This window comes from Actinomadura viridis (assembly GCF_015751755.1).
Classification (GTDB): Bacteria; Actinomycetota; Actinomycetes; order Streptosporangiales; family Streptosporangiaceae; genus Spirillospora; species Spirillospora viridis.
This window is the reverse complement of sequence record NZ_JADOUA010000001.1, coordinates 3429056-3451049: the sequence shown is the minus strand read 5'-3', so window position 1 is coordinate 3451049 and position 21994 is coordinate 3429056. Positions and strand designations below refer to the sequence as shown.

The 21994-nt window shown below is 73.1% G+C and carries 18 protein-coding genes; 8 read left to right on the top strand and 10 right to left on the bottom strand.

Going from position 1 to position 21994, the window contains the following annotated elements; all coding sequences use genetic code 11:
- Nucleotides 1–171 precede the first annotated feature (171 nt).
- Entirely contained in the window at nucleotides 172–1512 is a 1341-nt protein-coding gene (locus tag IW256_RS15575) for a class II 3-deoxy-7-phosphoheptulonate synthase (RefSeq protein ID WP_345337880.1), read from the top strand.
- A 61-nt stretch (nucleotides 1513–1573) separates the two neighbouring features.
- On the opposite strand, the gene IW256_RS15570 is transcribed toward IW256_RS15575, so the two are convergent.
- Genes IW256_RS15570 through IW256_RS15560 form a run of 3 tightly spaced genes read right to left on the bottom strand, consistent with a single transcriptional unit; the run spans nucleotide 1574 to nucleotide 4664 of the window.
- Nucleotides 1574–1942: an ATP-binding protein gene (locus IW256_RS15570; RefSeq protein WP_197011665.1), complete on the bottom strand. Its 369-nt coding sequence runs from the start codon at nucleotides 1940–1942 to the stop codon at nucleotides 1574–1576.
- A gap of 54 nt (nucleotides 1943–1996) precedes the next feature.
- Complete coding sequence (locus IW256_RS15565; protein ID WP_231403797.1) at nucleotides 1997–2317, bottom strand: STAS domain-containing protein; 321 nt, start codon at nucleotides 2315–2317, stop codon at nucleotides 1997–1999.
- A 43-nt stretch (nucleotides 2318–2360) separates the two neighbouring features.
- Nucleotides 2361–4664 carry a SpoIIE family protein phosphatase gene (locus tag IW256_RS15560; RefSeq protein WP_231403796.1) on the bottom strand — a complete coding sequence of 768 codons (2304 nt, stop codon included), beginning with the start codon at nucleotides 4662–4664 and terminating at the stop codon, nucleotides 2361–2363.
- 283 nt (nucleotides 4665–4947) lie between these two features.
- On the opposite strand from IW256_RS15560, the gene IW256_RS15550 reads away from it, so the two are divergent.
- Nucleotides 4948–9168 (top strand): hybrid sensor histidine kinase/response regulator, encoded by a 4221-nt coding sequence (locus IW256_RS15550; RefSeq protein ID WP_197011663.1) that lies wholly within the window; start codon nucleotides 4948–4950, stop codon nucleotides 9166–9168.
- 89 nt (nucleotides 9169–9257) lie between these two features.
- Entirely contained in the window at nucleotides 9258–9965 is a 708-nt protein-coding gene (locus IW256_RS15545; protein WP_197011662.1) for a response regulator, read from the top strand.
- A 74-nt stretch (nucleotides 9966–10039) separates the two neighbouring features.
- Here IW256_RS15545 and gltX read toward each other — a convergent pair whose 3' ends face one another.
- Both gltX and IW256_RS15535 read right to left on the bottom strand, forming a co-directional pair.
- Entirely contained in the window at nucleotides 10040–11461 is a 1422-nt protein-coding gene (gene gltX, locus IW256_RS15540; protein WP_197011661.1) for a glutamate--tRNA ligase, read from the bottom strand.
- Between the two features lie 113 nt (nucleotides 11462–11574).
- Nucleotides 11575–12243, bottom strand: coding sequence for a TIGR03086 family metal-binding protein (locus IW256_RS15535; RefSeq protein ID WP_197011660.1), 669 nt, complete (start codon nucleotides 12241–12243; stop codon nucleotides 11575–11577).
- Nucleotides 12244–12367: 124 nt separating this feature from the next.
- On the opposite strand from IW256_RS15535, the gene IW256_RS15530 reads away from it, so the two are divergent.
- Entirely contained in the window at nucleotides 12368–13213 is an 846-nt protein-coding gene (locus tag IW256_RS15530; protein ID WP_197011659.1) for a helix-turn-helix domain-containing protein, read from the top strand.
- A gap of 43 nt (nucleotides 13214–13256) precedes the next feature.
- Nucleotides 13257–13895 carry an NUDIX hydrolase gene (locus tag IW256_RS15525; RefSeq protein WP_197011658.1) on the top strand — a complete coding sequence of 213 codons (639 nt, stop codon included), beginning with the start codon at nucleotides 13257–13259 and terminating at the stop codon, nucleotides 13893–13895.
- Between the two features lie 8 nt (nucleotides 13896–13903).
- Here IW256_RS15525 and IW256_RS15520 read toward each other — a convergent pair whose 3' ends face one another.
- Together IW256_RS15520 and IW256_RS15515 are read right to left on the bottom strand one after the other, a co-directional pair.
- A complete protein-coding gene (locus tag IW256_RS15520; RefSeq protein WP_197011657.1) occupies nucleotides 13904–14671 on the bottom strand; it encodes an SDR family NAD(P)-dependent oxidoreductase in 768 nt (255 codons plus the stop codon).
- A 182-nt stretch (nucleotides 14672–14853) separates the two neighbouring features.
- Nucleotides 14854–15867, bottom strand: a complete 1014-nt coding sequence (locus IW256_RS15515; RefSeq protein WP_197011656.1) for a methyltransferase — start codon at nucleotides 15865–15867, stop codon at nucleotides 14854–14856.
- 186 nt (nucleotides 15868–16053) lie between these two features.
- Between IW256_RS15515 and IW256_RS15510 the strand changes: the two genes are divergently transcribed.
- Entirely contained in the window at nucleotides 16054–16686 is a 633-nt protein-coding gene (locus tag IW256_RS15510) for a GmrSD restriction endonuclease domain-containing protein (RefSeq protein ID WP_197011655.1), read from the top strand.
- Nucleotides 16687–16805: 119 nt separating this feature from the next.
- Here the strand turns inward: IW256_RS15510 and IW256_RS15505 are convergent, their stop codons facing one another.
- Nucleotides 16806–17306 (bottom strand): HAD domain-containing protein, encoded by a 501-nt coding sequence (locus IW256_RS15505; RefSeq protein ID WP_197011654.1) that lies wholly within the window; start codon nucleotides 17304–17306, stop codon nucleotides 16806–16808.
- 132 nt (nucleotides 17307–17438) lie between these two features.
- Here IW256_RS15505 and IW256_RS15500 point away from each other — a divergent pair, with 132 nt between their 5' ends.
- Both IW256_RS15500 and IW256_RS15495 read left to right on the top strand, forming a co-directional pair.
- Nucleotides 17439–18305 carry a class II glutamine amidotransferase gene (locus IW256_RS15500; RefSeq protein WP_307828902.1) on the top strand — a complete coding sequence of 289 codons (867 nt, stop codon included), beginning with the start codon at nucleotides 17439–17441 and terminating at the stop codon, nucleotides 18303–18305.
- Nucleotides 18306–18420: 115 nt separating this feature from the next.
- On the top strand, nucleotides 18421–19239 hold the full coding sequence (locus IW256_RS15495) for a PIG-L family deacetylase (RefSeq protein ID WP_197011652.1): 819 nt from the start codon (nucleotides 18421–18423) through the stop codon (nucleotides 19237–19239).
- A gap of 48 nt (nucleotides 19240–19287) precedes the next feature.
- On the opposite strand, the gene IW256_RS15490 is transcribed toward IW256_RS15495, so the two are convergent.
- Together IW256_RS15490 and IW256_RS15485 are read right to left on the bottom strand one after the other, a co-directional pair.
- Complete coding sequence (locus IW256_RS15490) at nucleotides 19288–20460, bottom strand: ARPP-2 domain-containing protein (protein WP_197011651.1); 1173 nt, start codon at nucleotides 20458–20460, stop codon at nucleotides 19288–19290.
- Nucleotides 20460–21896: a hypothetical protein gene (locus IW256_RS15485; protein ID WP_197011650.1), complete on the bottom strand. Its 1437-nt coding sequence runs from the start codon at nucleotides 21894–21896 to the stop codon at nucleotides 20460–20462. Before IW256_RS15485 ends, IW256_RS15490 begins: the two co-directional genes overlap by 1 nt.
- Between the last annotated feature and the right edge of the window lie 98 nt (nucleotides 21897–21994).

The following is a 21994-nucleotide window of genomic DNA, read 5'->3' as shown; positions in this document are numbered from 1 at the left end:
CCGTAGGGGCCGTGACCGGGTCTGCGGCGCGGTCGGTGCCCTAGCCTTGTCGAGCGTGAGCGCATCGGGGACGACCGCCTTCACGGATGCCGTCCCGATCATGCGATGATGCCCGCCGTCAGCAGTGAATTCCACACCATCGACCGTTCGCAGGTAGATCTCGACATGGCCATGAACACACCGGGGGACCTCGACGCCTGGCGCGACCTCCCCGCACTCCAACAGCCCGAATGGGACGATCCGGCCGAGGTTCGGGCCGTCGTCGAAGAGCTCGCCAAACAGCCCCCGCTGGTCTTCGCCGGCGAGTGCGACCAGCTGAAGGCACGCCTGGGCGAGGTCGCCCGCGGTGAGGCGTTCGTGCTGCAGGGCGGCGACTGCGCCGAGACCTTCGAAGGGTCCAACGCCGACGCCGTCAAGAACAAGCTCAAGACCCTGCTGCAGATGGCGGTCGTGCTCACCTACGCCGCCAGCGTGCCGGTGGTCAAGATCGGCCGGATGGCGGGGCAGTTCGCCAAGCCCCGTTCCAAGCCGTCGGAGGTGCGGGACGGCCTGGAGCTGCCCGCCTACCGGGGGGACGCGGTCAACGGCTTCGACTTCACCCCCGACGCCCGCCGCAACGACCCGTGGCGGCTCCTGAAGGCCTACCACTGCTCGGCAGTGACGCTGAACCTGTGCCGGGCGTTCACCAAGGGCGGGTACGCCGACCTGCGCCAGGTGCACGCGTGGAACCGCGACTTCGTGGCGCAGAGCCCGGCGGGGCGGCGGTACGAGCAGCTGGCCGGCGAGATCGACCGCGCGCTGACCTTCATGAAGGCGTGCGGGGCCAACCCCGACGAGTTCCACGGCGTGGAGTTCTACTCCAGCCACGAGGCGCTGCTGCTGGAGTACGAGCGGGCGCTGACCCGGGTCGACAGCCTCAGCGGCCTGCCCTACGACGTGTCGGCCCACCTGGTGTGGCTCGGCGAGCGCACCCGGCAGCTGGACGGGGCGCACGTGGAGTTCCTGCGGCACATCCGCAACCCGATCGCGGTGAAGCTGGGTCCGACCACGAGCGCGGACGACGCGCTCGCGCTGATCGACCGGCTCGACCCCGACCGAGAGCCGGGACGGCTGTCGTTCATCACCCGGATGGGCGCCGGGAGGATCCGGGAGGCGCTGCCGCCGCTGATCGAGAAGGTCGAGCGGAGCGGGGCCCGGGTGGCGTGGATCTGCGACCCGATGCACGGCAACACCTTCGAGGCGCCCAGCGGCCACAAGACCCGCCGGTTCGACGCGGTGCTGGACGAGGTCACCGGTTTCTTCGAGGTGCACCGGGCGCTGGGCACCCACCCCGGAGGCATCCACATCGAGTTCACCGGTGACGACGTGACCGAGTGCGTCGGCGGCGGGCACCAGATCGAGGAGGACGACCTCCACCAGCGCTACGAGACGGCCTGCGACCCCCGGCTCAACCGGGGCCAGTCCCTGGACCTGGCGTTCATGGTCGCCGAGCTCTACCGCGAGACCCACTGAGCGGACGCCCGCGGAGCCCGGGGCACGCCCTTCGCGGGCGGCGTCCCGGGCCGGGCGGCCGTCAGACGCTCACCTCGGCCCAGACCACCTTGCCGCCGGTGACGGGGTCGGCGCCCCAGTCGCTGGCGAACTGGTCGACGATGAACAGGCCGCGGTGCGACTCGTCGAGGGGGCCGGGGACGGTCAGCCGGGGCATCTGGGCGGCGCGGTCACGGACCTCGACGCGGACCCGGCCCGGGCTGCGCAGCAGGCGCAGCTCCAGCGCGGTGCCGGCGTGCAGGACCGCGTTGGCGACGAGCTCGGCGACGATGGCCGTCACCAGCTCCTCGCGTTCCATCAGGGCCCAGGTGCGCATGGTGCGGGCGGCGAGGCGGCGGGCGTACTCCACCGCTTCGGTCTGCGGCGCGGCACGGAGCGTGGTCTCGGTCATGGGCCGGTCACCCGGCGCTCGTGGTGCGCGGTGCCCGGTCCCGGCGGCGGCCCGTCATCCGGCCCCCTCCCCCGCCGCGCCCTCGTCGATGAGGAAGCGGTCCAGCCCCGTGGTGCGCAGGACGTTCTCCACGCGCCCGTAGGCCCCGGTGACGGTGAGGGTGGCGTTCTGCGCCCGCGCGTGCTTGTAGGCGCGGACGAGCACGTTCAGGCCCGAGGAGTCGCAGAAGTCCACGGCGGTCAGGTCGACCACGACCTGTCGCTCGCCGGCGTCGACGAGCTCGGTGAGCCGCGTCCGCAGCTCGTCCGAGGAATGCAGGTCGATGGAGCCGCGCGCGGCGATCGTCGCGCGGCCGTCCTGTCGTGTCGTGTGCAAGGCAAGCCCCACGCCACCCCACCTTACCGATCGTTGAGCTCCATCATGACGCCCGGAGAACGATGAGGGCAACGTCGTCCCCCGAGGGCTCCGGTCCGAAGTCGCGGACCGCGCGCTGGATGCGCGCGGCGACCGCGCCGGCGCTGAGCCCGGTGCAGCCCGCCAGGATCTGCTCCAGTCCGTGCCCGTCTCCGAGCAGCCGGGCCCCCGAACGGCGCTCGGTGACTCCGTCGGTGACGCACAGTAGCACCTGCCCCCGACGCAGCTGAACGGTCTCGGTGCCGAAGTCGACCCCGTCGAAGACCCCCAGCAGGGGTTGCGGCGAGGCGGCCTCGGTCACCGTGCCGTCGGGGTCGAGCACCAGCGGCGGCGGATGCCCGGCGCTGGTCAGCTTGATCGACACGCCGTCCCGGCGCGGCCGGGGCGCGATCTCGCCGTGCAGGAGGGTGAGCAGCCGGCCCCGCTCCCCCTCGGCGAGGATGAGCCGGTTGAGCCGGGCCAGGACGTCGGGAACGGACATGCCCTCGGCGGCCAGGATGCGGAGCGCGTGCCGGGCCAGCCCGGTGACGGCGGCGGCCTGGGGCCCGGTGCCGCACACGTCGCCGATGGCGAAGCGCCAGCGGGACGCCGTCCCGGCGGGCTTGCCCGGTCCGGTGGTCTCGAAGACGTCGTAGAAGTCGCCGCCGACCTCGCTGCCCTCGCCCGCGGGCTCGTACACCACCGCGACCTCCAGGCCCGGGATGTCGGGGATGGCGGGCGGCAGGAGGCTGCGCTGGAGGGCGCTGCTCATCGCGGTCTGCTCGGAGTAGAGCCGGGCGTTGTCGACGGCCAGGGCGGCGCGGCGGCTGAGCTCCTCGGCCAGCTCGATCGCGCTGCGGGGGAAGCGGTCGCCGGCCGGGCGGCCGATCACGATGGTGCCGATCCGGCGGCCGCGGGCGATGAGGGGGAAGGCGTAGACCTGGTCGGAGGCGGTGGAGCCGGCCGCGGCGCGGACGTCGGGCGGGGCGGTGGCCAGGCCGTTCCAGGGCCCGGGGGCGTCCATGGGCGGGTCCATGTCGGCGTGCTCGAGCAGGTCGCGCAGGCCGTCGGAGCGGGTCTCGTCGGCGTGCCACACGTAGGCGAGCCGGGCGTGGCCCGCGTCGGAGACGGTGTAGACCGCGCACCAGGTCGACAGCCGGGGGACCACCAGCTGGGCGACCAGCGCCATGGTCCGTTCCTGGTCCAGGGTGCCGGCCAGCAGGTCGCTGGCCTCGGCGACGAAGCTGAGCCAGCCGCGCCAGGACCGTTCCAGCTCCCCCACCCGGGCCTTCTCCAGGGAGAGCGACATCTCGTCGGCGATGCGGCCGAGCCGGGCCGCGGCGGACTCCTCGAAGCGGTCCGGAGCGGAGGAGAGGGCGACGACCACGCCGGTGAGGCGCCCCTGGGCCTCCAGCGGGGCCGCGGCGAGCGAGCGGGCGCGCAGGGCGGCGGCGATGGGGTCGGAGGTGTCGGAGGACACCCAGGGCGATCCGGCGCGGGCGTCGGGGCCGAGGTTGACCACCGACAGCTCGCCCAGCGACAGGTCCGCGGGCAGGCCCGCGGAGGCGCCCACGACCAGCCGCCCGTCGCGTTCGGTGAGCAGGACGGCGGCGGAGTCGGCGTCGAGCGCGTCGCGGACGGTGGTGACGGCGCTCTCCAGCGACTCGCGGGCCGCCGGGGAGCGCAGCATCCGGTCGCCCGCGCCGGGCGGCGGAGTGGCCGCCTCGTCGTGCCCGCCGCGGCCGGGACCGCGGGAGGGCCGCTCACGCCCGTTCCGGCCCTGGCGCGGCCCCGGACCGGGCTCCGTGCCCGCGGGCTCCCGGGCGGCGCTCTCACCGGGCCCGGCGGCGGGGCGGGCCGTGCCCTCGGCGGCGGGGCCGGCGGCCGGAGCCGCGCCGCCCGCGCCGTTGCGCTCCGAACTCACGCGCTGCGGCGCGCCGCCGTTGGAACCGCCGGGCCGCTGGAGGCGGAACCAGACGCCCTTGGTGCGGCGGTCGTAGGTGACGCCCCAGGAGGCCGCCAGCCGCGCGATCGAGGGCAGGCCCCGGCCGCTGGCGGCGTTGATGCCGGGCATCGCGATCGAGCGGGTGGGATGGAGGTCGCGGACCTCGACGAGGATGTCGCCCTCGGCGGTCAGCCGGCAGGCGACCTCGAAGGAGGTGCCGGCGTAGGCGACGGCGTTGGTGGCCAGCTCGCTGGTGGCCAGCACGGCGTCGTCGGCGGCCTCCTCCATGCCCCAGTCGGCGAGGACCCGCCGGATGAACCTGCGGGCGTCCGCCACGGAGGTCGCGGCGGACGGGAAGCTTGCCGACACCGTCTGCCGTTCCAACAGTCGTCCCTTGCTCGGATGCTTGCGTACTCCCGGGTCCGGCTATCGTGACAGACTGGTCCACCAGTCGGCCAGAAACGCCCTGTCTCCGGGGGAATGAAGACCTACCGCGCCGTAGGCACGACAGACGGTAACACGAAGACTACAAGCCCGTGCCCGCGGCTCCGCCGTCCCCGCGCCGCCCGTCCCCGGCCCCGCGGCGACGTAGAGTACGGGTGCGGCCCCGGAAAACGGTATCCGTGGTTTCCGTATACCCACATCGCGGGCCAGGAGGTCGAACCGCATGCCCCGTACCGCGCCCAGCACCCGTCACAACGGAGGCTCTTTCCGTGACACCACACCCCGCTACAGCGACGCCGATCTCGCGCCGCTGCTGAAGGCGCTCGCCGCGGTCCGGGACGGCAAGACCCGGACCGAGATCGACGTTCCGGGCGAGGGCGCCGTGGCGGAGGCCGCCGCGCTGCTGGACGAGATCAGGGAGAACGGCGAGCAGCTGGCCAGCGGCCTGAGCCGGGTACGGCGGGAGATCGGCCGGGAGGGCCAGCTGCGGGGCCGGATCGCGCCGGGTGCGATGCGCGGCACGTGGGCGACGGCCGTCGAGGACGCCAACGCGATCATCGACAAGCTGACCGACCTGGCCACCGGCATGTACCAGGTGGTGGAGGCGGTCGCGCAGGGCGACCTCAACCAGCGGGTCGAGCTGCGGGTGCGCGGCCGGCCCATGCGCGGCGAGCTGCTGCGCATGGGCAAGTCGGTCAACGGCATGGTGGAGCTGCTGGACCAGTTCACCTGGGAGGTCGCCCAGTTCGCCCGGGAGGTCGGCACCGAGGGCCGGCTGGGCGGGCAGGCGTCGGCGCGCGGGATGACCGGCCGGTGGCGGGACGTGACCGCCGCGGTGAACGGGATGGCCGGCCGGCTGACCGACCAGGTCCGCGACATCGCCGAGGTGACCACGGCGGTCGCCAAGGGCGACCTGACCCGCAAGGTGACCGTGGAGGCGACCGGGGAGCTGCAGGAGCTGAAGCTCACCGTGAACACCATGGTCGACCAGCTGTCGGCGTTCGCCGACGAGGTCACCCGCGTCGCCCGCGAGGTCGGCACCGAGGGGCAGCTGGGCGGCCAGGCCAACGTGCGGGGCGTGAGCGGGGTCTGGAAGGACCTGACCGACAACGTCAACGCGATGGCCAACAACCTGACCTACCAGGTCCGCAACATCGCCCAGGTCACCACCGCGGTGGCCGAGGGCGACCTGGGCAAGAAGATCACCGTGGACGCGCAGGGCGAGATCCTGCAGCTGAAGCTGACGGTCAACCAGATGGTGGACACCCTGTCGGCGTTCGCCGACGAGGTCACCCGCGTCGCCCGCGAGGTCGGCACCGAGGGGCGCCTGGGCGGCCAGGCCCGGGTCCCCGGGGTGAGCGGCGTGTGGCGCGACCTGACCAACAACGTCAACGGGATGGCGTCCAACCTGACCTACCAGGTCCGCAACATCGCGCAGGTGACCACGGCGGTCGCGCAGGGCGACCTGACCAAGAAGATCACGGTCGACGCCCAGGGCGAGATCCTCCAGCTCAAGGACACCATCAACACGATGGTCGACACCCTGTCGGCGTTCGCCAACCAGGTGACCCGGGTGGCCCGGGAGGTGGGCGCCGAGGGACGGCTGGGCGGCCAGGCCAAGGTGCACGGGGTCAGCGGGGTCTGGAAGGACCTGACCGACAACGTCAACTCGATGGCGAACAACCTCACCACGCAGGTCCGCGGGATCGCGCAGGTCACCACCGCGGTCGCGCAGGGCGACCTGACCAAGAAGATCAGCGTCGACGCCCAGGGCGAGATCCTCCAGCTCAAGGACACCATCAACACGATGGTCGACACCCTGTCGGCGTTCGCCGACGAGGTCACCCGCGTGGCACGCGAGGTCGGCACCGAGGGACGGCTGGGCGGCCAGGCGCTGGTGCCGGGCGCGGGCGGCATGTGGAAGGACCTGACCGACAACGTCAACGGGATGGCCTCCAACCTGACCTACCAGGTCCGCAACATCGCGCAGGTGGCCACCGCGGTCGCGCACGGCGACCTGACCCGGCGCATCGACGTGAACGCCCAGGGCGAGATCCTGGAGCTGAAGACCACGCTGAACACCATGGTCGACACGCTGTCGTCGTTCGCCTCGGAGGTCACCCGGGTGGCGCGCGAGGTGGGCATCGAGGGCAGGCTGGGCGGCCAGGCCGAGGTGGAGGGCGTGTCGGGCACCTGGAAGCGGCTGACCGAGAGCGTCAACGAGCTGGCCGGGAACCTGACCACCCAGGTGCGGGCGATCGGCGAGGTGGCCAGCGCGGTCGCCACCGGCGACCTGACCCGCAACATCACCGTCGAGGCGCGCGGGGAGGTGGCCGAGCTCAAGGACAACGTGAACCTGATGGTCGCCACCCTGCGCGAGACGACCCGGGCCAACGAGGAACAGGACTGGCTCAAGACCAACCTGGCCCGGATCGGCGGGCTGATGCAGGGGCACCGCGACCTGATGCAGGTCGCCGAGCTGATCATGAGCGAGCTGACGCCGACCGCCAACGCCCAGTACGGCGCGTTCTACCTGGCCGAGTACTCCGGCGAGGAGCTGGAGCTGGCGCTCATCGCCGGGTACGGGATCCGCCGGGGCCAGGCGGGCGCGATGCGGTTCGCGCTGGGCGAGGGCCTGGTGGGGCAGGCCGCGGCCGAGCACCGGACGCTGCTCATCACCGAGGCCCCGGCCGACTACATCAAGATCGGTTCGGGTCTGGGCGAGTCCGCGCCGGTCAACATCATCGTGATGCCGATCATGTTCGAGGACTCGGTGCTGGGCGCGATCGAGCTGGCCTCCTTCGCCCGGTTCACCGACGTGCACCTGGCCTTCTTCCGGCAGCTGATCGAGACGATCGGGGTCACGCTCAACGCGATCAGCGCCAACACCCGTACCGAGGCGCTGCTGACCGAGTCGCAGCGGCTGGCCCAGGAGTTGCAGGAGCGGTCCGACGAGCTGCAGCGCCAGCAGGGCGAGCTGCGCAACTCCAACACCGAGCTTGAGGAGAAGGCGGCGCTGCTGGCCCAGCAGAACCGCGCCATCGAGATCCAGAACTTCCAGATCGAGCAGGCCCGGCGGACCCTGGAGGAGCGCGCCGAGCAGCTGGCGATCTCCTCGCGGTACAAGTCCGAGTTCCTGGCCAACATGTCGCACGAGCTGCGCACGCCGCTCAACAGCCTGCTGGTGCTGGCCAAGCTGCTGTCGGAGAACCCGGGCGGCAACCTCACCGACAAGCAGGTGGAGTTCGCGCAGACCATCCACGACTCCGGCACCGACCTGCTGGAGCTGATCAACGACATCCTGGACCTGGCCAAGGTCGAGGCCGGGAAGATGGAGCTGCACCCGCAGCGGCTGGCGGTCTCGGGCCTGGTCGACTACGTGGACGCCACGTTCCGGCCGCTGGCGGTCGACAAGGGGCTGCACTTCGCGGTGGAGGTCTCCCCCGAGGTGCCGGGGCTGCTGCACACCGATGAGCAGAGGCTGCAGCAGGTGCTGCGCAACCTGCTGTCCAACGCGGTCAAGTTCACCGCCGAGGGCGAGGTGCGGCTGCGGATCGAGCGGGCCGGCGACATCAGCTTCACGCTGCCCGCGCTCTGGAACACCCCGGACGTGATCGCGTTCAAGGTGATCGACACCGGGATCGGAATCAGCGCGGACAAGCTCCAGGTGATCTTCGAGGCGTTCCAGCAGGCCGACGGCACCACCAGCCGCCGCTACGGCGGCACCGGGCTGGGCCTGTCGATCAGCCGCAACATCGCGCGGCTCCTGGGCGGGGAGATCCACGCCGAGAGCGAGCCGGGCCGGGGCAGCGTGTTCACCCTGTACCTGCCCGCGCAGTACTCCGAGCCGGACGGGCGGCGCCGTTCGGTGCTGCCGGACGAGCCGGTGCCCGCGGCGGTGACGGCGAGCGCCACCGATCCCGGGAGCGCCGCCGAGGCGCCGGCCCCGGCGCCGCCGCGCGAGCGGGCCGCCCCGTCCGGTGAGCGGCCCGGCGAGGCCCGGCCGGCGCTCAGCGGGCTGCTGGACGAGCCGCCCGCCGACTTCCTGGACCGGGTGCTGTCGGGCCGCAAGGTCCTGATCGTGGACGACGACGTCCGCAACGTCTTCGCGCTCACCAGCGTGCTGGAGGGCTACGGGATGGAGGTGCTGTACGCCGAGGACGGCCAGGCCGGCATCGACGTGCTGCACCGCAACCCCGACGTGGCCCTGGTACTGATGGACGTGATGATGCCCGGCCTGGACGGCTACGCCACGACCGCCGCGATCAGGGAGATGCCGCAGTTCGCCGAGCTGCCGATCATCGTGATCACGGCCAAGGTGATGAAGGGCGACCGGGAGAAGAGCCTGGCCTCCGGCGCGTCGGACTACGTGCCCAAGCCGGTGGACGTGGACCATCTTCTGGACGTCATGCGCACCTGGCTGCAACCGTCCGTCGTCCGCTGAGCCCGCGGGGGCTCGTCGACAATATGATCACGGCGGGGCGGGGGCCCCGCCCAGGGAGTGAGCCGGTACAGGGATCGGAGAAGACCAGCGTGGACGACAAGGCGAAGATCCTGCTCGTGGACGACCGCGAGGAGAACCTCATCGCGCTGGAGGCCATTCTCAGCTCGCTCGATCAGGACCTGGTCCGGGCCCGTTCCGGGGAGGAGGCGCTCAAGGCGCTGCTGACCGACGAGTACGCGGTGATCCTGCTGGACGTGGTCATGCCGGGGATGGACGGGTTCGAGACGGCGCGCGACATCAAGCGCCGCCGCAAGACCCGCGATCTTCCGATCATCTTCCTGACGGCCGTGAACAGCGATCCCGACTACGCCTTCCGCGGGTACGCGGCCGGCGCGGTGGACTTCATCTCCAAGCCGTTCGACCCGTGGGTGCTGCGCGCCAAGGTGTCGGTCTTCGTGGAGCTGCACAACAAGAACAAGCAGCTGCGTGAGCAGGCCGGGCTGTTGCGCGAGCAGGCGGCGCTGCTGCGCGAGCAGGCCGCGCTGCTGCAGGCCCGGCCGTCCACCGACCCCAGCAAGGTGCCCGGCGCCCCCGGGGACGAGGTGCCCGGGGACGAGGCGGGCGGCGCGGCCCGTTCGGCCGCCGAGGTGGCGGAGCGGCTGTCGTCGGTGGAGGAGCAGCTGGAGATCCTGGCCAAGCGGATCCCCTCCACGCTGCGCGAGGAGTTCGACGAGCTGGACCGCCGGGTCGCCGACCTGCACTCCACCGTGAACGCCCCGGAGGAGTCCCCCTCCTGAGCTACTGAGCCCGTACGGCGAAGGGCCACGGCCGCGATGGACGCGGCCGTGGCCCTCAGCGCGTGCGGGGGACGTCAGGACGACGGCCGGGCGGCGAGCCTCTCGCGGGCGGCGGCGAGGCGGGCGAGCGTGCGCTCCCGCCCCAGGACCTCCAGCGACTCGAACAGCGGCAGCCCCACCGTGCGGCCGGTGACGGCCACCCGGACCGGCGCCTGGGTCTTGCCCAGCTTGAGGCCGTGCTCGGTGCCCACCCGCTCCAGGCGGTCCTTGAGCTCCCCGGCCTCCCAGGGCGCGTCGCGGTACGCCTCCTCGGCGGCGGCGAGGATCTCGGCGGCGGGGCCCTTCATGCCCTTGTTCCAGGACTGCTCGTCGAAGGGCGGCTCGTCCAGGAACGCGAAGTCGACCATCGGCACGATCTCCGACAGCACCGCCACCCGGGTCTGCGCCAGCGGCGCGAGCTGCGCGAACACCCCCCGGTCGACGGGGAACGGCGCGTCCTCCAGGAACGGCAGGCACTCGGCCTCGAACCGCTCGGGCGGCAGCGCCCGGACGTACTCGCCGTTGATCGCGCGCAGCTTCTTGACGTCGAAGAAGGCGGGCGAGGTGTTGACGTCCTCGATCCGGAACTCCTCGACGATGACCTCCCACGGCACGATCTCGCGGTCGCCCGACGGGGCCCAGCCCAGCAGCATCAGGTAGTTGCGCATGGCCTCGGCGAGGTAGCCCTCGGCCTGGTAGTCCTCCAGCGCCACCTTGTCGCGGCGCTTGGACAGCTTCTGCCGCTTCTCGTTGACGATCACGGGGACGTGCGCCCACACGGGCGGCTCGGCGCCCAGCGCCTCCCACAGCAGCTGCTGCTTGGGGGCGTTGGACAGGTGCTCCTCGCCGCGCACCACGTGCGTGATGCCCTGGCTGATGTCGTCCACGGCGTTGGCGAGCAGGAACGTCACCGAGCCGTCGGCGCGGGCGATGACGAAGTCCTCCAGGACGGCGTTCTCGAAGACCGGCTTGCCGCGCAGCAGGTCGACCACGGTGGTCTGGCCCTCGTCGGGGGTGCGGAAGCGCAGCGCCCGGCCCGGCCCCGGCTGCAGCCCGCGGTCGCGGCAGAAGCCGTCGTAGCCCCGGTGCTGGTCGCCGCTGCGGGCGATCACGTCCTCGCGGGTGCAGTCGCAGTAGTAGGCCCGGCCCGCGCCGAGCAGCGCGCGGGCGGCGCCGGCGTGCTTGTCGGCGTTGGCCGACTGGAAGTAGGGGCCTTCGTACTCGCCGCCGTCCATGCCCAGCCAGGCCAGCGCACGGATGATGCCCTCGGTCCATGCCGGGCTGTTGCGGGAGGCGTCGGTGTCTTCGATCCGCAGCACGAGCGTGCCGCCCGACTGCTTGGCCATGACCCAGTTGAAGAGGGCGGACCGGGCGCCGCCCACGTGGAACAGCCCGGTCGGGGAGGGCGCGAACCGCACCCGGATGGAGGAGTTGGAGGATGGCGAGGTCGAAGACATGTCACCAAGCGTAGAGCGCCCGGCGCCCCGCTCGCGCCGGGGACGCGCCCCGCCCCGCGCGGCAGGGCGGGGCGGGGCCTGCGGAAGGGCCGGGTGGCCTGCCCCGGCCGTGCTCAGGGCCTCCAGCGGGGGTCGCGTCCGGACAGCCCCAGGAGCCGGTCCAGCAGCGGCGCCGAGGCGTCGACCTCGACCTGCTCGCCGAACGCCCCGTACCGGCGTCCCATCTCCGCGATGGACGCCACCTGCTCGTAGGAGGCCCGGACGAGCCGGTCCGGAAGCGCGGGGTCCTGGCCGGTGGCGACGGCGAGGTCCCAGCCGTGCAGCACGCACTCGCTGAACAGCATCCCGCCGATGCGGACCGCGGGCATGCCGCCCTGCGGGTCGCCGCTGAGGCTGGTGACGCCCTCCCACGCGGCCTCGTCGCGCCACGCCTCGGCGGTCGCGAGGGCCTGCTCGGCGTAGCGGTCGGCCCAGTCGCCGTCGCGGGTGAAGTCGTACCCCTCCTCCGCTCCGGGTTGCGGCGGCTGCTTGCGCGCGGCGGTCTGGCCCCGCCCGGTCCAGAAGATCAGATGGTTGATCAGTGCCCGCACGTCCCACTGGGGGCACGGGGTGGGCGCGTCCAGCAGCCCTGCCGGGACGCCGCGTACGATGCGCGCCGCCGTCTCCGCCGCGGGCACCACCAGGCCGCGCAGTTCGGCGGCGGCGTCCCGGTCCGCCTTGGCCCCGGCCGCCGTCTCCGTCCCCTTCTCGGCCCTCGTGTCGGCCCCCGTGTCCGTCCCCATGGCCACTCCTATGTCCGCTGCCTTGTATTCCTGTCACGTCCCGCGTACGGGACGCCTTCAGGCTAGGAGCGCGGAGCGCAGGCGGTCTTGAACAAACGCGACGGGGCCCCGTTAGCCTGGGGAGATGGCCCGGACCCTGCCCGGAACCAGCCGGGGCGTCCTGGACGCCCGTACGGCACGGGACCGCTTCCACGTCACCAGGATCGCGCCGTCACCGGAGCTGGCGCGGTTCGTGGAGTACCTCTGGGTGCTGACGTGGGACCTGCGCGGCCGGCCGCCGCACCGGCAGCGGGTGCTCACCCGTCCTTCCGTCCACATGACCTTCACCTCTTACCTGACGACCGGGGCGACCCGCGCCAGGATCGTGGGCGTGGTCCGGGACGAGTTCGTGGAGGAGATCGCCGGGGAGGGCCGCGTGGTGGGGGCGGCGTTCCGGCCCGGCGGCTTCCGGCCGTTCCTGGGCGCGCCCGTGTCGGCGATCACCGGGCGGACGCCCGCGGTGGCGGAGGTGTTCGGGCCCGCCGGGCGCCGGCTGGGCGGGGAGATCTTCGGGACGCCGGACGCGGACGGCGCCGTGGCGCGGCTGGAGGCGTTCCTGCTCGGCCGGTGCCCGCCCGCCCCCGATCCGCGGGCCCTGCGGGCCGCGGAGATCGTCGAGCGCATCGCCGCGTCCCCCGCCCTCACGCGCGTGGACGACCTGGCCGCCGATCTGGGCATCGGCCCGCGCGGCCTGCAGCGGCTGTTCCAGGAGTACGTGGGCGTCGGGCCCAAGTGGGTGATCCGGCGCCACCGGATGCTGGAGGCCGCCGAGCGGGCGGCCGCGGGGACCGAGATCGGCTGGGCGGCGCTGGCGGCCGAGCTCGGATACGCCGACCAGGCCCATTTCACCCGCGATTTCACCGCCTCGGTCGGCACCTCGCCCGCCCGCTACGCCCGGCGGCAGCACGCCCCGCCCGACCGGCCGGCCTGACCACGCCACCGGCCGCCGCGCCGGGGGCTGAGATGATCGGCGCATGACCGATCCCCTCCCGGCTCCCCCGGCGACCCTGGTCTCGTTCCGGGAGGTCGCCGCCGACCGGCTCGGCGCGTTCGCCCACACCACCGTCCCCGACTCCCCCGGTTCCCGCCGGGCCGGTGTCGTGGTGTGCGTGGTCGAGCACCAGGGCGTGCCCTCGGTGATCCTCATCAAGCGGGCCTACCGGGGACGGAACGCGGGGCAGTGGGGCCTGCCCGGCGGCCGGGTGGACGAGGGCGAGACACCGGTGGAGGCGGCGCTGCGCGAGCTGGACGAGGAGCTGGGGCTGCGGGTGGGCCCGGCCGAGGTGCTCGGCCGGCTCGACGACTTCCCCGCCGCGTCCGGTTTCTCGATCACGCCGGTCGTGGTGGCCCCGGCCGACCCGGGCCCCCTGCGGCCCAGCCCGGCGGAGGTCCACTCCGTTCACCACGTGTCCCTGGCCAGGCTCGCCGACGAGGACACCCCGCGCTGGGTTCCGCAGATCGGCGGCGGGCGGCTGCTGCAGATGCGGCTGCGCCCCGACTGGGTGGTGCATCCGCCGACCGGGGCGATGCTCTGGCAGTTCCGCGAGGTGGTGCTGCTCGGCCGGGAGGCGCGGGTGGCCGGTTTCCTCCAGCCCGACTGGACGCGTTCCTGAGCCGCTCTCTAGAACGTGCCCCCGTCGACGACCACGCGCTGGTCGGTGACGTAGGAGGCGCCGTCGGAGACGAGGAAGCGCACGACCTCCGCGACCTCCTCGGGCGTGCACACGTGCCCGTACGGGGAGGCGGCGTCGTGGTCCCGGATGTCCTCGATGCCCGCCGTCGCCCTGATCAGGCGCTGGCCCATGTCGGTGTCCACCAGGCCCGGGGCGACGATGTTGACGTGCATGCCGTTGCCGCGCTCCTCCTTGGCGAGGGTGTGCGCGAGGGCCTCCATCGCCGCCTTGCCCATCGCGTACGGGGCGCCGTAGGCGGGGAACCGGTCTGTGATCATGCTGGACATGAAGATCATGTCGCTGCGGGGGGACCGCCGCATCAGGGGCAGCAGCGCCTGGCTGAGGTGGTGCGGGCCGAGCGCGTGCACCGCGAGCAGCCGGGCCGGCTCGGCGGGGTCGGTGTCGGCCACGCCGCGCCCGCGGCTGGCGATGCCCGCGCTGTGCACGAGGATGTCCAGCCGCCCGTAGTCGGCCTCGACGCGGCCGGCCAGGGCCCGGCAGTCGTCGAGAACGTCCACCGAGGCCCGGTAGGCGCGGTGGGCGGCGTCCGGCGCCGCGGCCTCCAGGCCGGCCACGGTCGCGGCGGCGGCCTGCTCGTCGCGCCGGTAGGCGATGGCCACGGCGGCGCCGTCGGCGGCCAGGGCCAGGGCCACGGCGCGGCCGATGCCCCGGCCTCCCCCGGTGACCAGGGCGACGCGTCCGGCGAGAGAACTCATGCGAACTCCTTGTGTGGGCCTGAGACCGGCGGACCCCATCCTGCCCGGCGGCGGCCCCGCGACGGTAAGCGGCCTCTGACATCCGTGCCGCCCCCCGGACCGCCGCCGCTCCGCCTGAGCCGCCTGAGCCGCCGCCGCTCCGCTCCGAGCCGCCTGAGCCGCCTGAGCCGCCCCGGTCCGGCCTAATCGGCGGGCGCCGCCTCGATCACGCGGTAACCGGAGGAGGTGGGCGCGGCGGTGATGAAGGTGAGCCGGAATCCGGCGCGCTCCAGCAGGTCGCGGAATTCCCTTTCGGTGCGTTCCCTGCCGTCCACCACGACCATCATGTTCACGTCGCTCATGACGTTCCCGGCGTTCTCCGGGCTGATCACCGGCGGCATGACGAATTCCACCAGGATCACGCGGGCGTCCGGGCGCATCGCCTTCCGGCAGGTGCGCAGGACGGCGGCGGCCTTCTCGTCGTTCCAGTCGTGGATCACGCTCTTGAGCAGGTAGGCGTCGGCGCCTTCCGGAACGGACTCGAAGAAGTCCCCCGGGACCACCTCGCAGCGGCCGGCCACGCCCGCCTCGGCGAGTGTGCGGTCGGCGCCGGCCAGACCGGCGGGGAGGTCCACCAGGACGCCCCGCGCCTCCGGAACGGCCCGCAGGATCGCGGCCAGCAGGGTGCCGTCTCCCCCGCCGAGGTCGGCGATGGTGCCGAACCGGCCGAAGTCGTACGCCTCGACGATCCCGGGGGCGACCTCGCGCGTGTGCTCGGCCATGGCCCGGTTGAACGTCGCCGCCAGTTCCTCGTCGCCCGCCATGAACTCGAACGAGCTCATCCCGACGAGCCGGTCCCAGGCGGGTTCGCCGCTGCGCACGGTGGCGGTCAGGTCGCCCCATGACCGCCACACCTCGGGCCCGCAGTAGAGACCGATCAGCCCCCGCACCGAGGCGGGGTGGTCGCTCCTCAGGACCTCCCCCGCCGAGGTCAGTTCGAAGAGGTCGGCTTCCCGCTGGGCCACGACGCCCATGGAGGCGAGCGCGCGCAGCAGCCGGTAGAGGGACGGCGCGTGCGTCCCGGTCTCCCCGGCCAGTTCCGCGCTCGTCCGGGGCCCGCCGGCCAGCGCGTCGGCCAGCCGCAGTTCCGCCGCGGCGTACACGATCTGCGCCGGCATATAGCCGTAGGCGAAATCCAGAACCCGTGGTCGAGCCATGATCATCTCCATTTCCGCATGTCGGAAAGCAGGACGCTAGGCGGCCGGCGCGGCGCGCGTCTTGGACGAATGTGAGACGGCGGCCGTAACAGAACCGTGACCTTGTCGGTAGCTAACGGACATTTCCGGTTTATCCCGCTAAATGACACTGAGGCCGCTGATGCTCCCAAGCAGAGGAGGAGACCCGTGAAACGCACGGGGATCACCGCAGCCGCCCTCGCCGTCTCCCTGTCCGCCGCGGTGCTGAGCGCGCCGCACGCCCTCGCCTCACCGCCGGCCCCGCCCGGCAAGGCCACCACCCTCGAGCACCTGGCGGCGCTGCGCGTCGCCGCCGAGGGGTCCTCCAGCGGTTACGACCGCGATCTGTTCCCGCACTGGAGCACGGTGTCGGGCAGCTGCAACACCCGCGAGATCGTCCTCCAGAGGGACGGAACCAACGTCCAGACCGACTCCAGCTGCGCCGCGATCTCCGGATCGTGGTACAGCCCCTACGACGGCGCCACCTGGACCCAGGCGTCCGACGTCGACATCGACCACATGGTCCCGCTCGCCGAGGCATGGCGTTCGGGGGCCAGTTCCTGGACGACCTCCCGGCGGGAGTCGTTCGCCAACGACCGGGCCAGCTCGCAGCTGTGGGCGGTCACCGACAACGTCAACCAGTCCAAGGGCGACCAGGACCCGGCGGAGTGGATCCCCTCCCGCACCGCCTTCCGCTGCATGTACGCCCGCTCCTGGACCGATGTGAAGTACCGCTACGGCCTCACGGTCGACGCGGCCGAGAAGCAGGCGCTCAGCGACCTCGTCAACGGCTACTGCTGAGGCCGCCGCCCACCGGCCGGCGCCGGACCCGCTGAGCGGCGCCGGCCGGTGCCCCGGCCCCGCGTGGGGCCGGGGCGCCGGTCGGGGTGTGATCAGCCGCCGGGCGCCGGCCCTGAGCGTCAGCCGCCGAGCGAGCGCAGCCAGCCGGCCGCCCGTTCGATGTGCTCCCCGGTCAGGCCGACCTGGGGGTCCACGGGCACGAGAAGGTGGTCGCCGACTCCGGGCTCGGCGGCGACGCAGTCGGTGACGTCCGGCTCGTCCTCGAACCAGACGAAGGGCCGGCGCTGCGCCCAGGAGGCGACATGGCGGGCCTTCCACGCCCCCCGCGTCCCGCCCTCGGTGATCCCGGGATAGCGCGGGATGGGCACGAACGGCAGCTCGGGCAGGCCGATCCTCGGGCAGACCCAGACGTTGGCCTCGTCACACCAGTAACTGGCCCAGGCCAGCTCGGCACCGGTCGTCTCGGCCAGTTCGAGGAGCACCCGGCCGTGCCCTGAGTTCAGCCAGAGTTTGAAGGTGACGCCATTGGGAGAGCACCGGTGGCGCCGGTAGCCGCGATGCGGCCGTTTGAACGGATTGAGCACTCCATCGATGTCGAGCAGCACCACTGGCGACCCCATATCCGGACGGTACGCCAAGCGGGGCGGGCCGTCGAAGGCATATTCCGCCGAAAGGGGCCGGGGACGGGCTCGTCCTTCCTTACCGGGCCCGGCCGTCCGGCGCCCCGATGTGCGGCGGGCGCGACGTCGGGCATGGTGGGAGGCATGTGCCGACTATTCGGGATGACGACCGGCGGACCGCGGGTGCGCGCCACGTTCTGGCTGCTGGACGCCCCCCAGAGCCTGCACGCCCAGAGCCGGCGGATGCCCGACGGCACCGGGCTGGGCTGGTTCTCGCTCGGCGACGAGCCCGTCCGGGACCGGGCGCCGATCGCCGCGTACGAGAACCCCGACTTCGCCTCCGCGGCCCGCAACGTCGTGTCGCACACGTTCGTGTCGCACGTCCGCTACGCCTCCAGCGGCTCGATCAGCGTGCACAACGCGCACCCGTTCAACATGAGGAACCGCCTGTTCGCGCACAACGGGGTGGTGCAGGGCCTGGACGTGCTCGACTCGTGGCTGACCGAGGTGGACCGGGCGCTTCTGGAGGGGCACACCGACTCCGAGAGGGTCTTCGCCTACATCACCGCGGAGATCCGGCGGCACGGCGACACCACGGCGGGCCTGGTCGCCGCCGTACGGCGGATCGCGGCCGAGCTGCCCGTCTACTCGCTCAACCTCCTGCTGGCCGAGGCCAGGCGGCTGTGGGCCCTGCGCTACCCGTCGCCCAACGAGCTGTGGGTGCTGGAGCCCGACCTGCAACGCCCCGGCCGGCACCTGGGGGCGGGGCACGAGCCCGGGAGCCTGGACCTGGAGCCCGCGGGCGGCGCGCGGCACGTGCCGGCGTACGTGATCGCCAGCGAGCGGATGGACGAGGACCCGGACTGGCGGCTGCTGGAGCCGGGCGAGCTGCTGGTCGTCGACGGCCTCCGGGCCACCTCGATGTTCCCGTTCGAGCCCCCGGCGCATCCGCTGACCACCGCGGACCTGTCGGCGATGGAGGTCTCCTCGCAGGTGTGACCCGGCCGCGCGAGCAGGCAGGCAGGCGGGCGGGGGCCAGGCGGTCGGGCGGCCCTGGAGTGTCGGTGCCGGACCGTAGAGTGGGCCGGTTGCTTTGGAACCAGAGGAGATCGGCATGAAACCGCAGCTCACGTTGATGGCGGTGCACGCGCACCCCGACGACGAGGTCCTCGGCACCGGAGGGCTGCTGGCCCGCTGCGCCGAGGAGGGGATCCGCACGGTGCTGGTCACCTGCACCAACGGCGAGGCGGGCGACGACGCGGGCGGGCTCAAGCCGACCGACGACGGCCATGACGGCGAAGAGGTGGCCCGGCGACGGCTGGCGGAGCTGCGCGCGTCGGCCGCCCTGCTCGGCGTCGACCATGTCGAGCTGCTCGGCCACCGCGACTCGGGCATGGTGGGCTGGGAGACCAACGGGCATCCGGAGGCGTTCGCCAACGTGCCCGTGGAGACCGCCGCCGCGCCGCTGGCGGCGTTGATGGAGCGTTACCGGCCCCAGGTCGTGGTGACCTACGACGAGAACGGCGGCTACGGGCACCCCGACCACATCCAGGCCCACCGGATCGCCGTGGCCGCGACCGAATCGACCGGGATCCCCTCGAAGCTGTACTACACGGCGGTCCCGCGGTCGGGCATCGTCCGGCTGATGGAGTACCTCAAGGACTCCGGCATGGACGTGAGCGGCTTCGACCTGCCCGACGACTTCGGGGTGCCGGACGAGATGATCACCAGTGTGGTGGACGTGTCGGCGTACGTGGAGCGCAAGCGCAAGGCCCTGGAGGCCCACGCCAGCCAGGGCGAGAACATCTTCCTGCTGCGGCTGCCGGAGGAGGCGCAGCAGATGGCGCTGGGCTCGGAGCCGTTCATCCGGCACCTCTCCCGGGTCGAGGCGCCCGACCACGAGGACGATCTCTTCGCCGGCCTGCGCGGATAACGCTCAGGGCGCGGGGCCGAGGCGCGCGGCGGCGGCGCGCGGCGGCGGTCACCTCCGCGCGCGGGCGCGTGCCTGGGAGCGGGCGCGCGCCTGGGCGCGGTAGTGGTCGAGGACGTCCTGCCGCAGCAGGTACCCGAACCCCGAGCGTTCCAGGCGCAGCGCCAGCCCGGCGGCGTCGGTGCCGAGGGCGGGGGCCGCGTCGGCCAACCGCCAGCCGTGCGCGGCCAGGCGGGTGAGGAGGTGGCCGCGGTGCACCTGCCCGTCGGACAGGCGGAAGGACTTGAGGTAGGCGATCCGGCCCTCCCCGTCGGTGACGGCCTCGCCGATGTGGTTCTCCCGCCGTAGGGCGAAGGAGGGCAGGAAACGCCCCAGCGTGAACCCGTTGAGGTACTGGACCTCCTGGTAGGTACCGTCCGGGTCGAAGAGCCCGCCCGCCATGACCTCGTCGTGGAACCGCGCCCATTCCGCCTGGAACCGCGCGGCCTCCGCGCGCAGGTCCCGCGGGGTGCGGACGCGGGTGTCGTCGATCCGCACGAGCATGCCGTCCAGCGGCGGCCTGAGCAGGCCGTACTGGTAGATCCGCTCGCCGTAGAGGTCCTCCACGAGGGTGGCGTGCAGGGCGCGGTAGTCGTCGGGGTGCGGCACGACGAAGGCGCCCGCCAGGGCGTCCGCGACGTAGATCATGACACCGCACTGGCCGGGATGGATCTCGAAGACGCCCAGGGCGTCCTCCAGGCCCTGGACGTGCAGGCCGAGGTAGGACTCCTCGCACCGGGGCGACAGGCCGCGGTCCAGCGCCCGCCGCGACCACTCCTCCCAGGCGATCTCCGGTCCGCCGAAGTGCAGCGCCAGGTATCCCTCGACGGCCAGGTGCAGCGGCAGGAAGCGCAGCCGGTCCCTGGCCACGCGCCGCGCCATCCGCCGGCGGACCCGGATCGGCATCCGCGCGGGGCCGGTCCCGGCGTCGTCCTTATCCAGCAGGCGGGTGCCGTACGAGGCGGCGGGCCCGTCGCCGTCCTGCCAGGTCGCGACGAAGGCGTGCGGGATGAACGAGGTGTAGACGGTGCCGTCGCCCACCTCGACGATCGAGGGGTCGCGGTAGACCCTGCGGTGCAGCCGCAGGTGCGGGACGGGCTCGTCGCGGAGCAGGGGCACCAGCCTGACCGAGCCCCAGGCCTGCGCGGGCCCGGTGGCCAGGCCGGCGAGAGACAGGGACGGCATCAGGCACCTCCGGTGAAGCGCGCCACCCGCTCGCCGAGGTAGGCGCGGACGTCCTCGATCCCGGCGCGGCCCTCGGCGAAGCGGGCCAGCTCGACCAGCGTGGGCAGGTCCTCGGCGTCCCTGATGCCCACGGTGGGAACCGTGGGCGCGAGCCTGCGCACGTCGTAGCCGCCGGCGTCGTACACCGGGTTCAGATGGGTGATCGCCACCCGCCGGTCCGGGTCGAGCCGGGCGCGCCAGACGCGCAGCACCTCGGCGGCCAGGCCGGGCGGGGCGTTGTCCCAGCCGTCGGAGACGATGACGAGCCGGTCGGGGGGCGGGTCCGCGCCGGTGTCGAGGGCGTCGAGGATCCGCTCGCCGAGGGGCGTGGGCCCGTACGGGTACAGGAGCAGGGCGTCGGAGCGGCCCGAGCACCACAGCGGGGTGTACCGCGTGGCGAGGACCCGCAGCAGGTGGTGGCAGGCGAGCGCCACCGCGAGCGGGCGGCGGCGCTTCTGCCCGGAGCCGGTGGTGGAGTAGCTGTCGTCCAGGACGGCGGTGACCCTCCCCCACCTGCCGGCGGCGGAGCCTGCGGTCCGCCGCGCCGCGGCGCGCAGCGCGGTCGTCAGTTCCTCGCGGCGCTCGGCCCGTTCGTCCAGGGGCAGGGCCAGGACGTACGAGGCGAGCCTGGTCAGGGGCATGGCCGACAGGTCGGTGCGGACGGAGCCGGCCTTGTGCTCACCGGCGTTCGCCTGGAGGCGCAGGCGTTCGAGGCGGGTCATGCGGGGCTCGATGCGCTCCAGGAAGACCTGCCTGGGGATGCGGTGCTTGGCCGCGAAGCCCTCGGCGACCGTGTAGGGCAGCTCGTACAGCGCCGCCTGCTCGTAGTGGGCGCGGCGCCAGGTCTCGAACATCGGGGTGGGGAACGAGGTCCGCGCGCGGGGCGCGAAGAGGAAGTCCCCCAGCTCCGGGTCGACGCGGAGGTGGGCGTGCCGGACGGCGTCCCGGACGGCCCCGCGGTACTTGACGGAGACGAAGGCGGGGTCGGGGCGCGCGGCCATCCAGTCCCGCAGGATGGCGCGGGTGCGGCGGTTGTTCACCCCGGCCCGGCGCAGGTCGCGGAACAGCCGCAGTACACGCTGGGGCGGCAGGGCCTCCAGCCTGGCGGCGATCAGCCGGCCCTCCGCCCGCCGCCGGTCCGGGCCGCCGGCGTCCGCCGCGTGCACCAGCAGGTTGCGGACGATCATGGCCGCGTTGTGGTCGTTGACGTCCAGCGCGAGCACCGCCGCGTACAGCTCCCGGTAGTTGGCCAGCATGTACGCGTGCAGGAAGGCGAGGGAGAGCCGCTGACCGCCCCCGCCGTCGTGGAACTCCTCCTGGCCGGTGGAGGTGATCGCCGCGTTGACGAACATCAGCACGTCCTCGCAGGCGACCAGGTCCGCCATCGTCTCGCTCATGCCACGCCGTCTCGGGAAGGGTCCGGGGCCGGCCGGGGAATGGGGGCACGAGCGGCGAATCATCGCTGTAAAGGGCGGGTTCCGGAAGTCGCGCCGGA

What these genes read in the sequence shown, in the direction of transcription:
- IW256_RS15550 (WP_197011663.1), top strand. Translation starts at nt 4,948, where the DNA reads ATGCCCCGTACCGCGCCCAGCACCCGTCACAACGGAGGCTCTTTCCGT.
- IW256_RS15530 (WP_197011659.1), top strand. Translation starts at nt 12,368, where the DNA reads ATGGCCCGGACCCTGCCCGGAACCAGCCGGGGCGTCCTGGACGCCCGT.
- IW256_RS15570 (WP_197011665.1), bottom strand. Translation starts at nt 1,942, where the DNA reads ATGACCGAGACCACGCTCCGTGCCGCGCCGCAGACCGAAGCGGTGGAG.
- IW256_RS15485 (WP_197011650.1), bottom strand. Translation starts at nt 21,896, where the DNA reads ATGAGCGAGACGATGGCGGACCTGGTCGCCTGCGAGGACGTGCTGATG.
- IW256_RS15575 (WP_345337880.1), top strand. Translation starts at nt 172, where the DNA reads ATGAACACACCGGGGGACCTCGACGCCTGGCGCGACCTCCCCGCACTC.
- IW256_RS15535 (WP_197011660.1), bottom strand. Translation starts at nt 12,243, where the DNA reads ATGGGGACGGACACGGGGGCCGACACGAGGGCCGAGAAGGGGACGGAG.
- IW256_RS15515 (WP_197011656.1), bottom strand. Translation starts at nt 15,867, where the DNA reads ATGGCTCGACCACGGGTTCTGGATTTCGCCTACGGCTATATGCCGGCG.
- IW256_RS15490 (WP_197011651.1), bottom strand. Translation starts at nt 20,460, where the DNA reads ATGCCGTCCCTGTCTCTCGCCGGCCTGGCCACCGGGCCCGCGCAGGCC.
- IW256_RS15525 (WP_197011658.1), top strand. Translation starts at nt 13,257, where the DNA reads ATGACCGATCCCCTCCCGGCTCCCCCGGCGACCCTGGTCTCGTTCCGG.
- IW256_RS15520 (WP_197011657.1), bottom strand. Translation starts at nt 14,671, where the DNA reads ATGAGTTCTCTCGCCGGACGCGTCGCCCTGGTCACCGGGGGAGGCCGG.
- IW256_RS15495 (WP_197011652.1), top strand. Translation starts at nt 18,421, where the DNA reads ATGAAACCGCAGCTCACGTTGATGGCGGTGCACGCGCACCCCGACGAC.
- gltX (WP_197011661.1), bottom strand. Translation starts at nt 11,461, where the DNA reads ATGTCTTCGACCTCGCCATCCTCCAACTCCTCCATCCGGGTGCGGTTC.
- IW256_RS15500 (WP_307828902.1), top strand. Translation starts at nt 17,439, where the DNA reads ATGGTGGGAGGCATGTGCCGACTATTCGGGATGACGACCGGCGGACCG.
- IW256_RS15505 (WP_197011654.1), bottom strand. Translation starts at nt 17,306, where the DNA reads ATGGGGTCGCCAGTGGTGCTGCTCGACATCGATGGAGTGCTCAATCCG.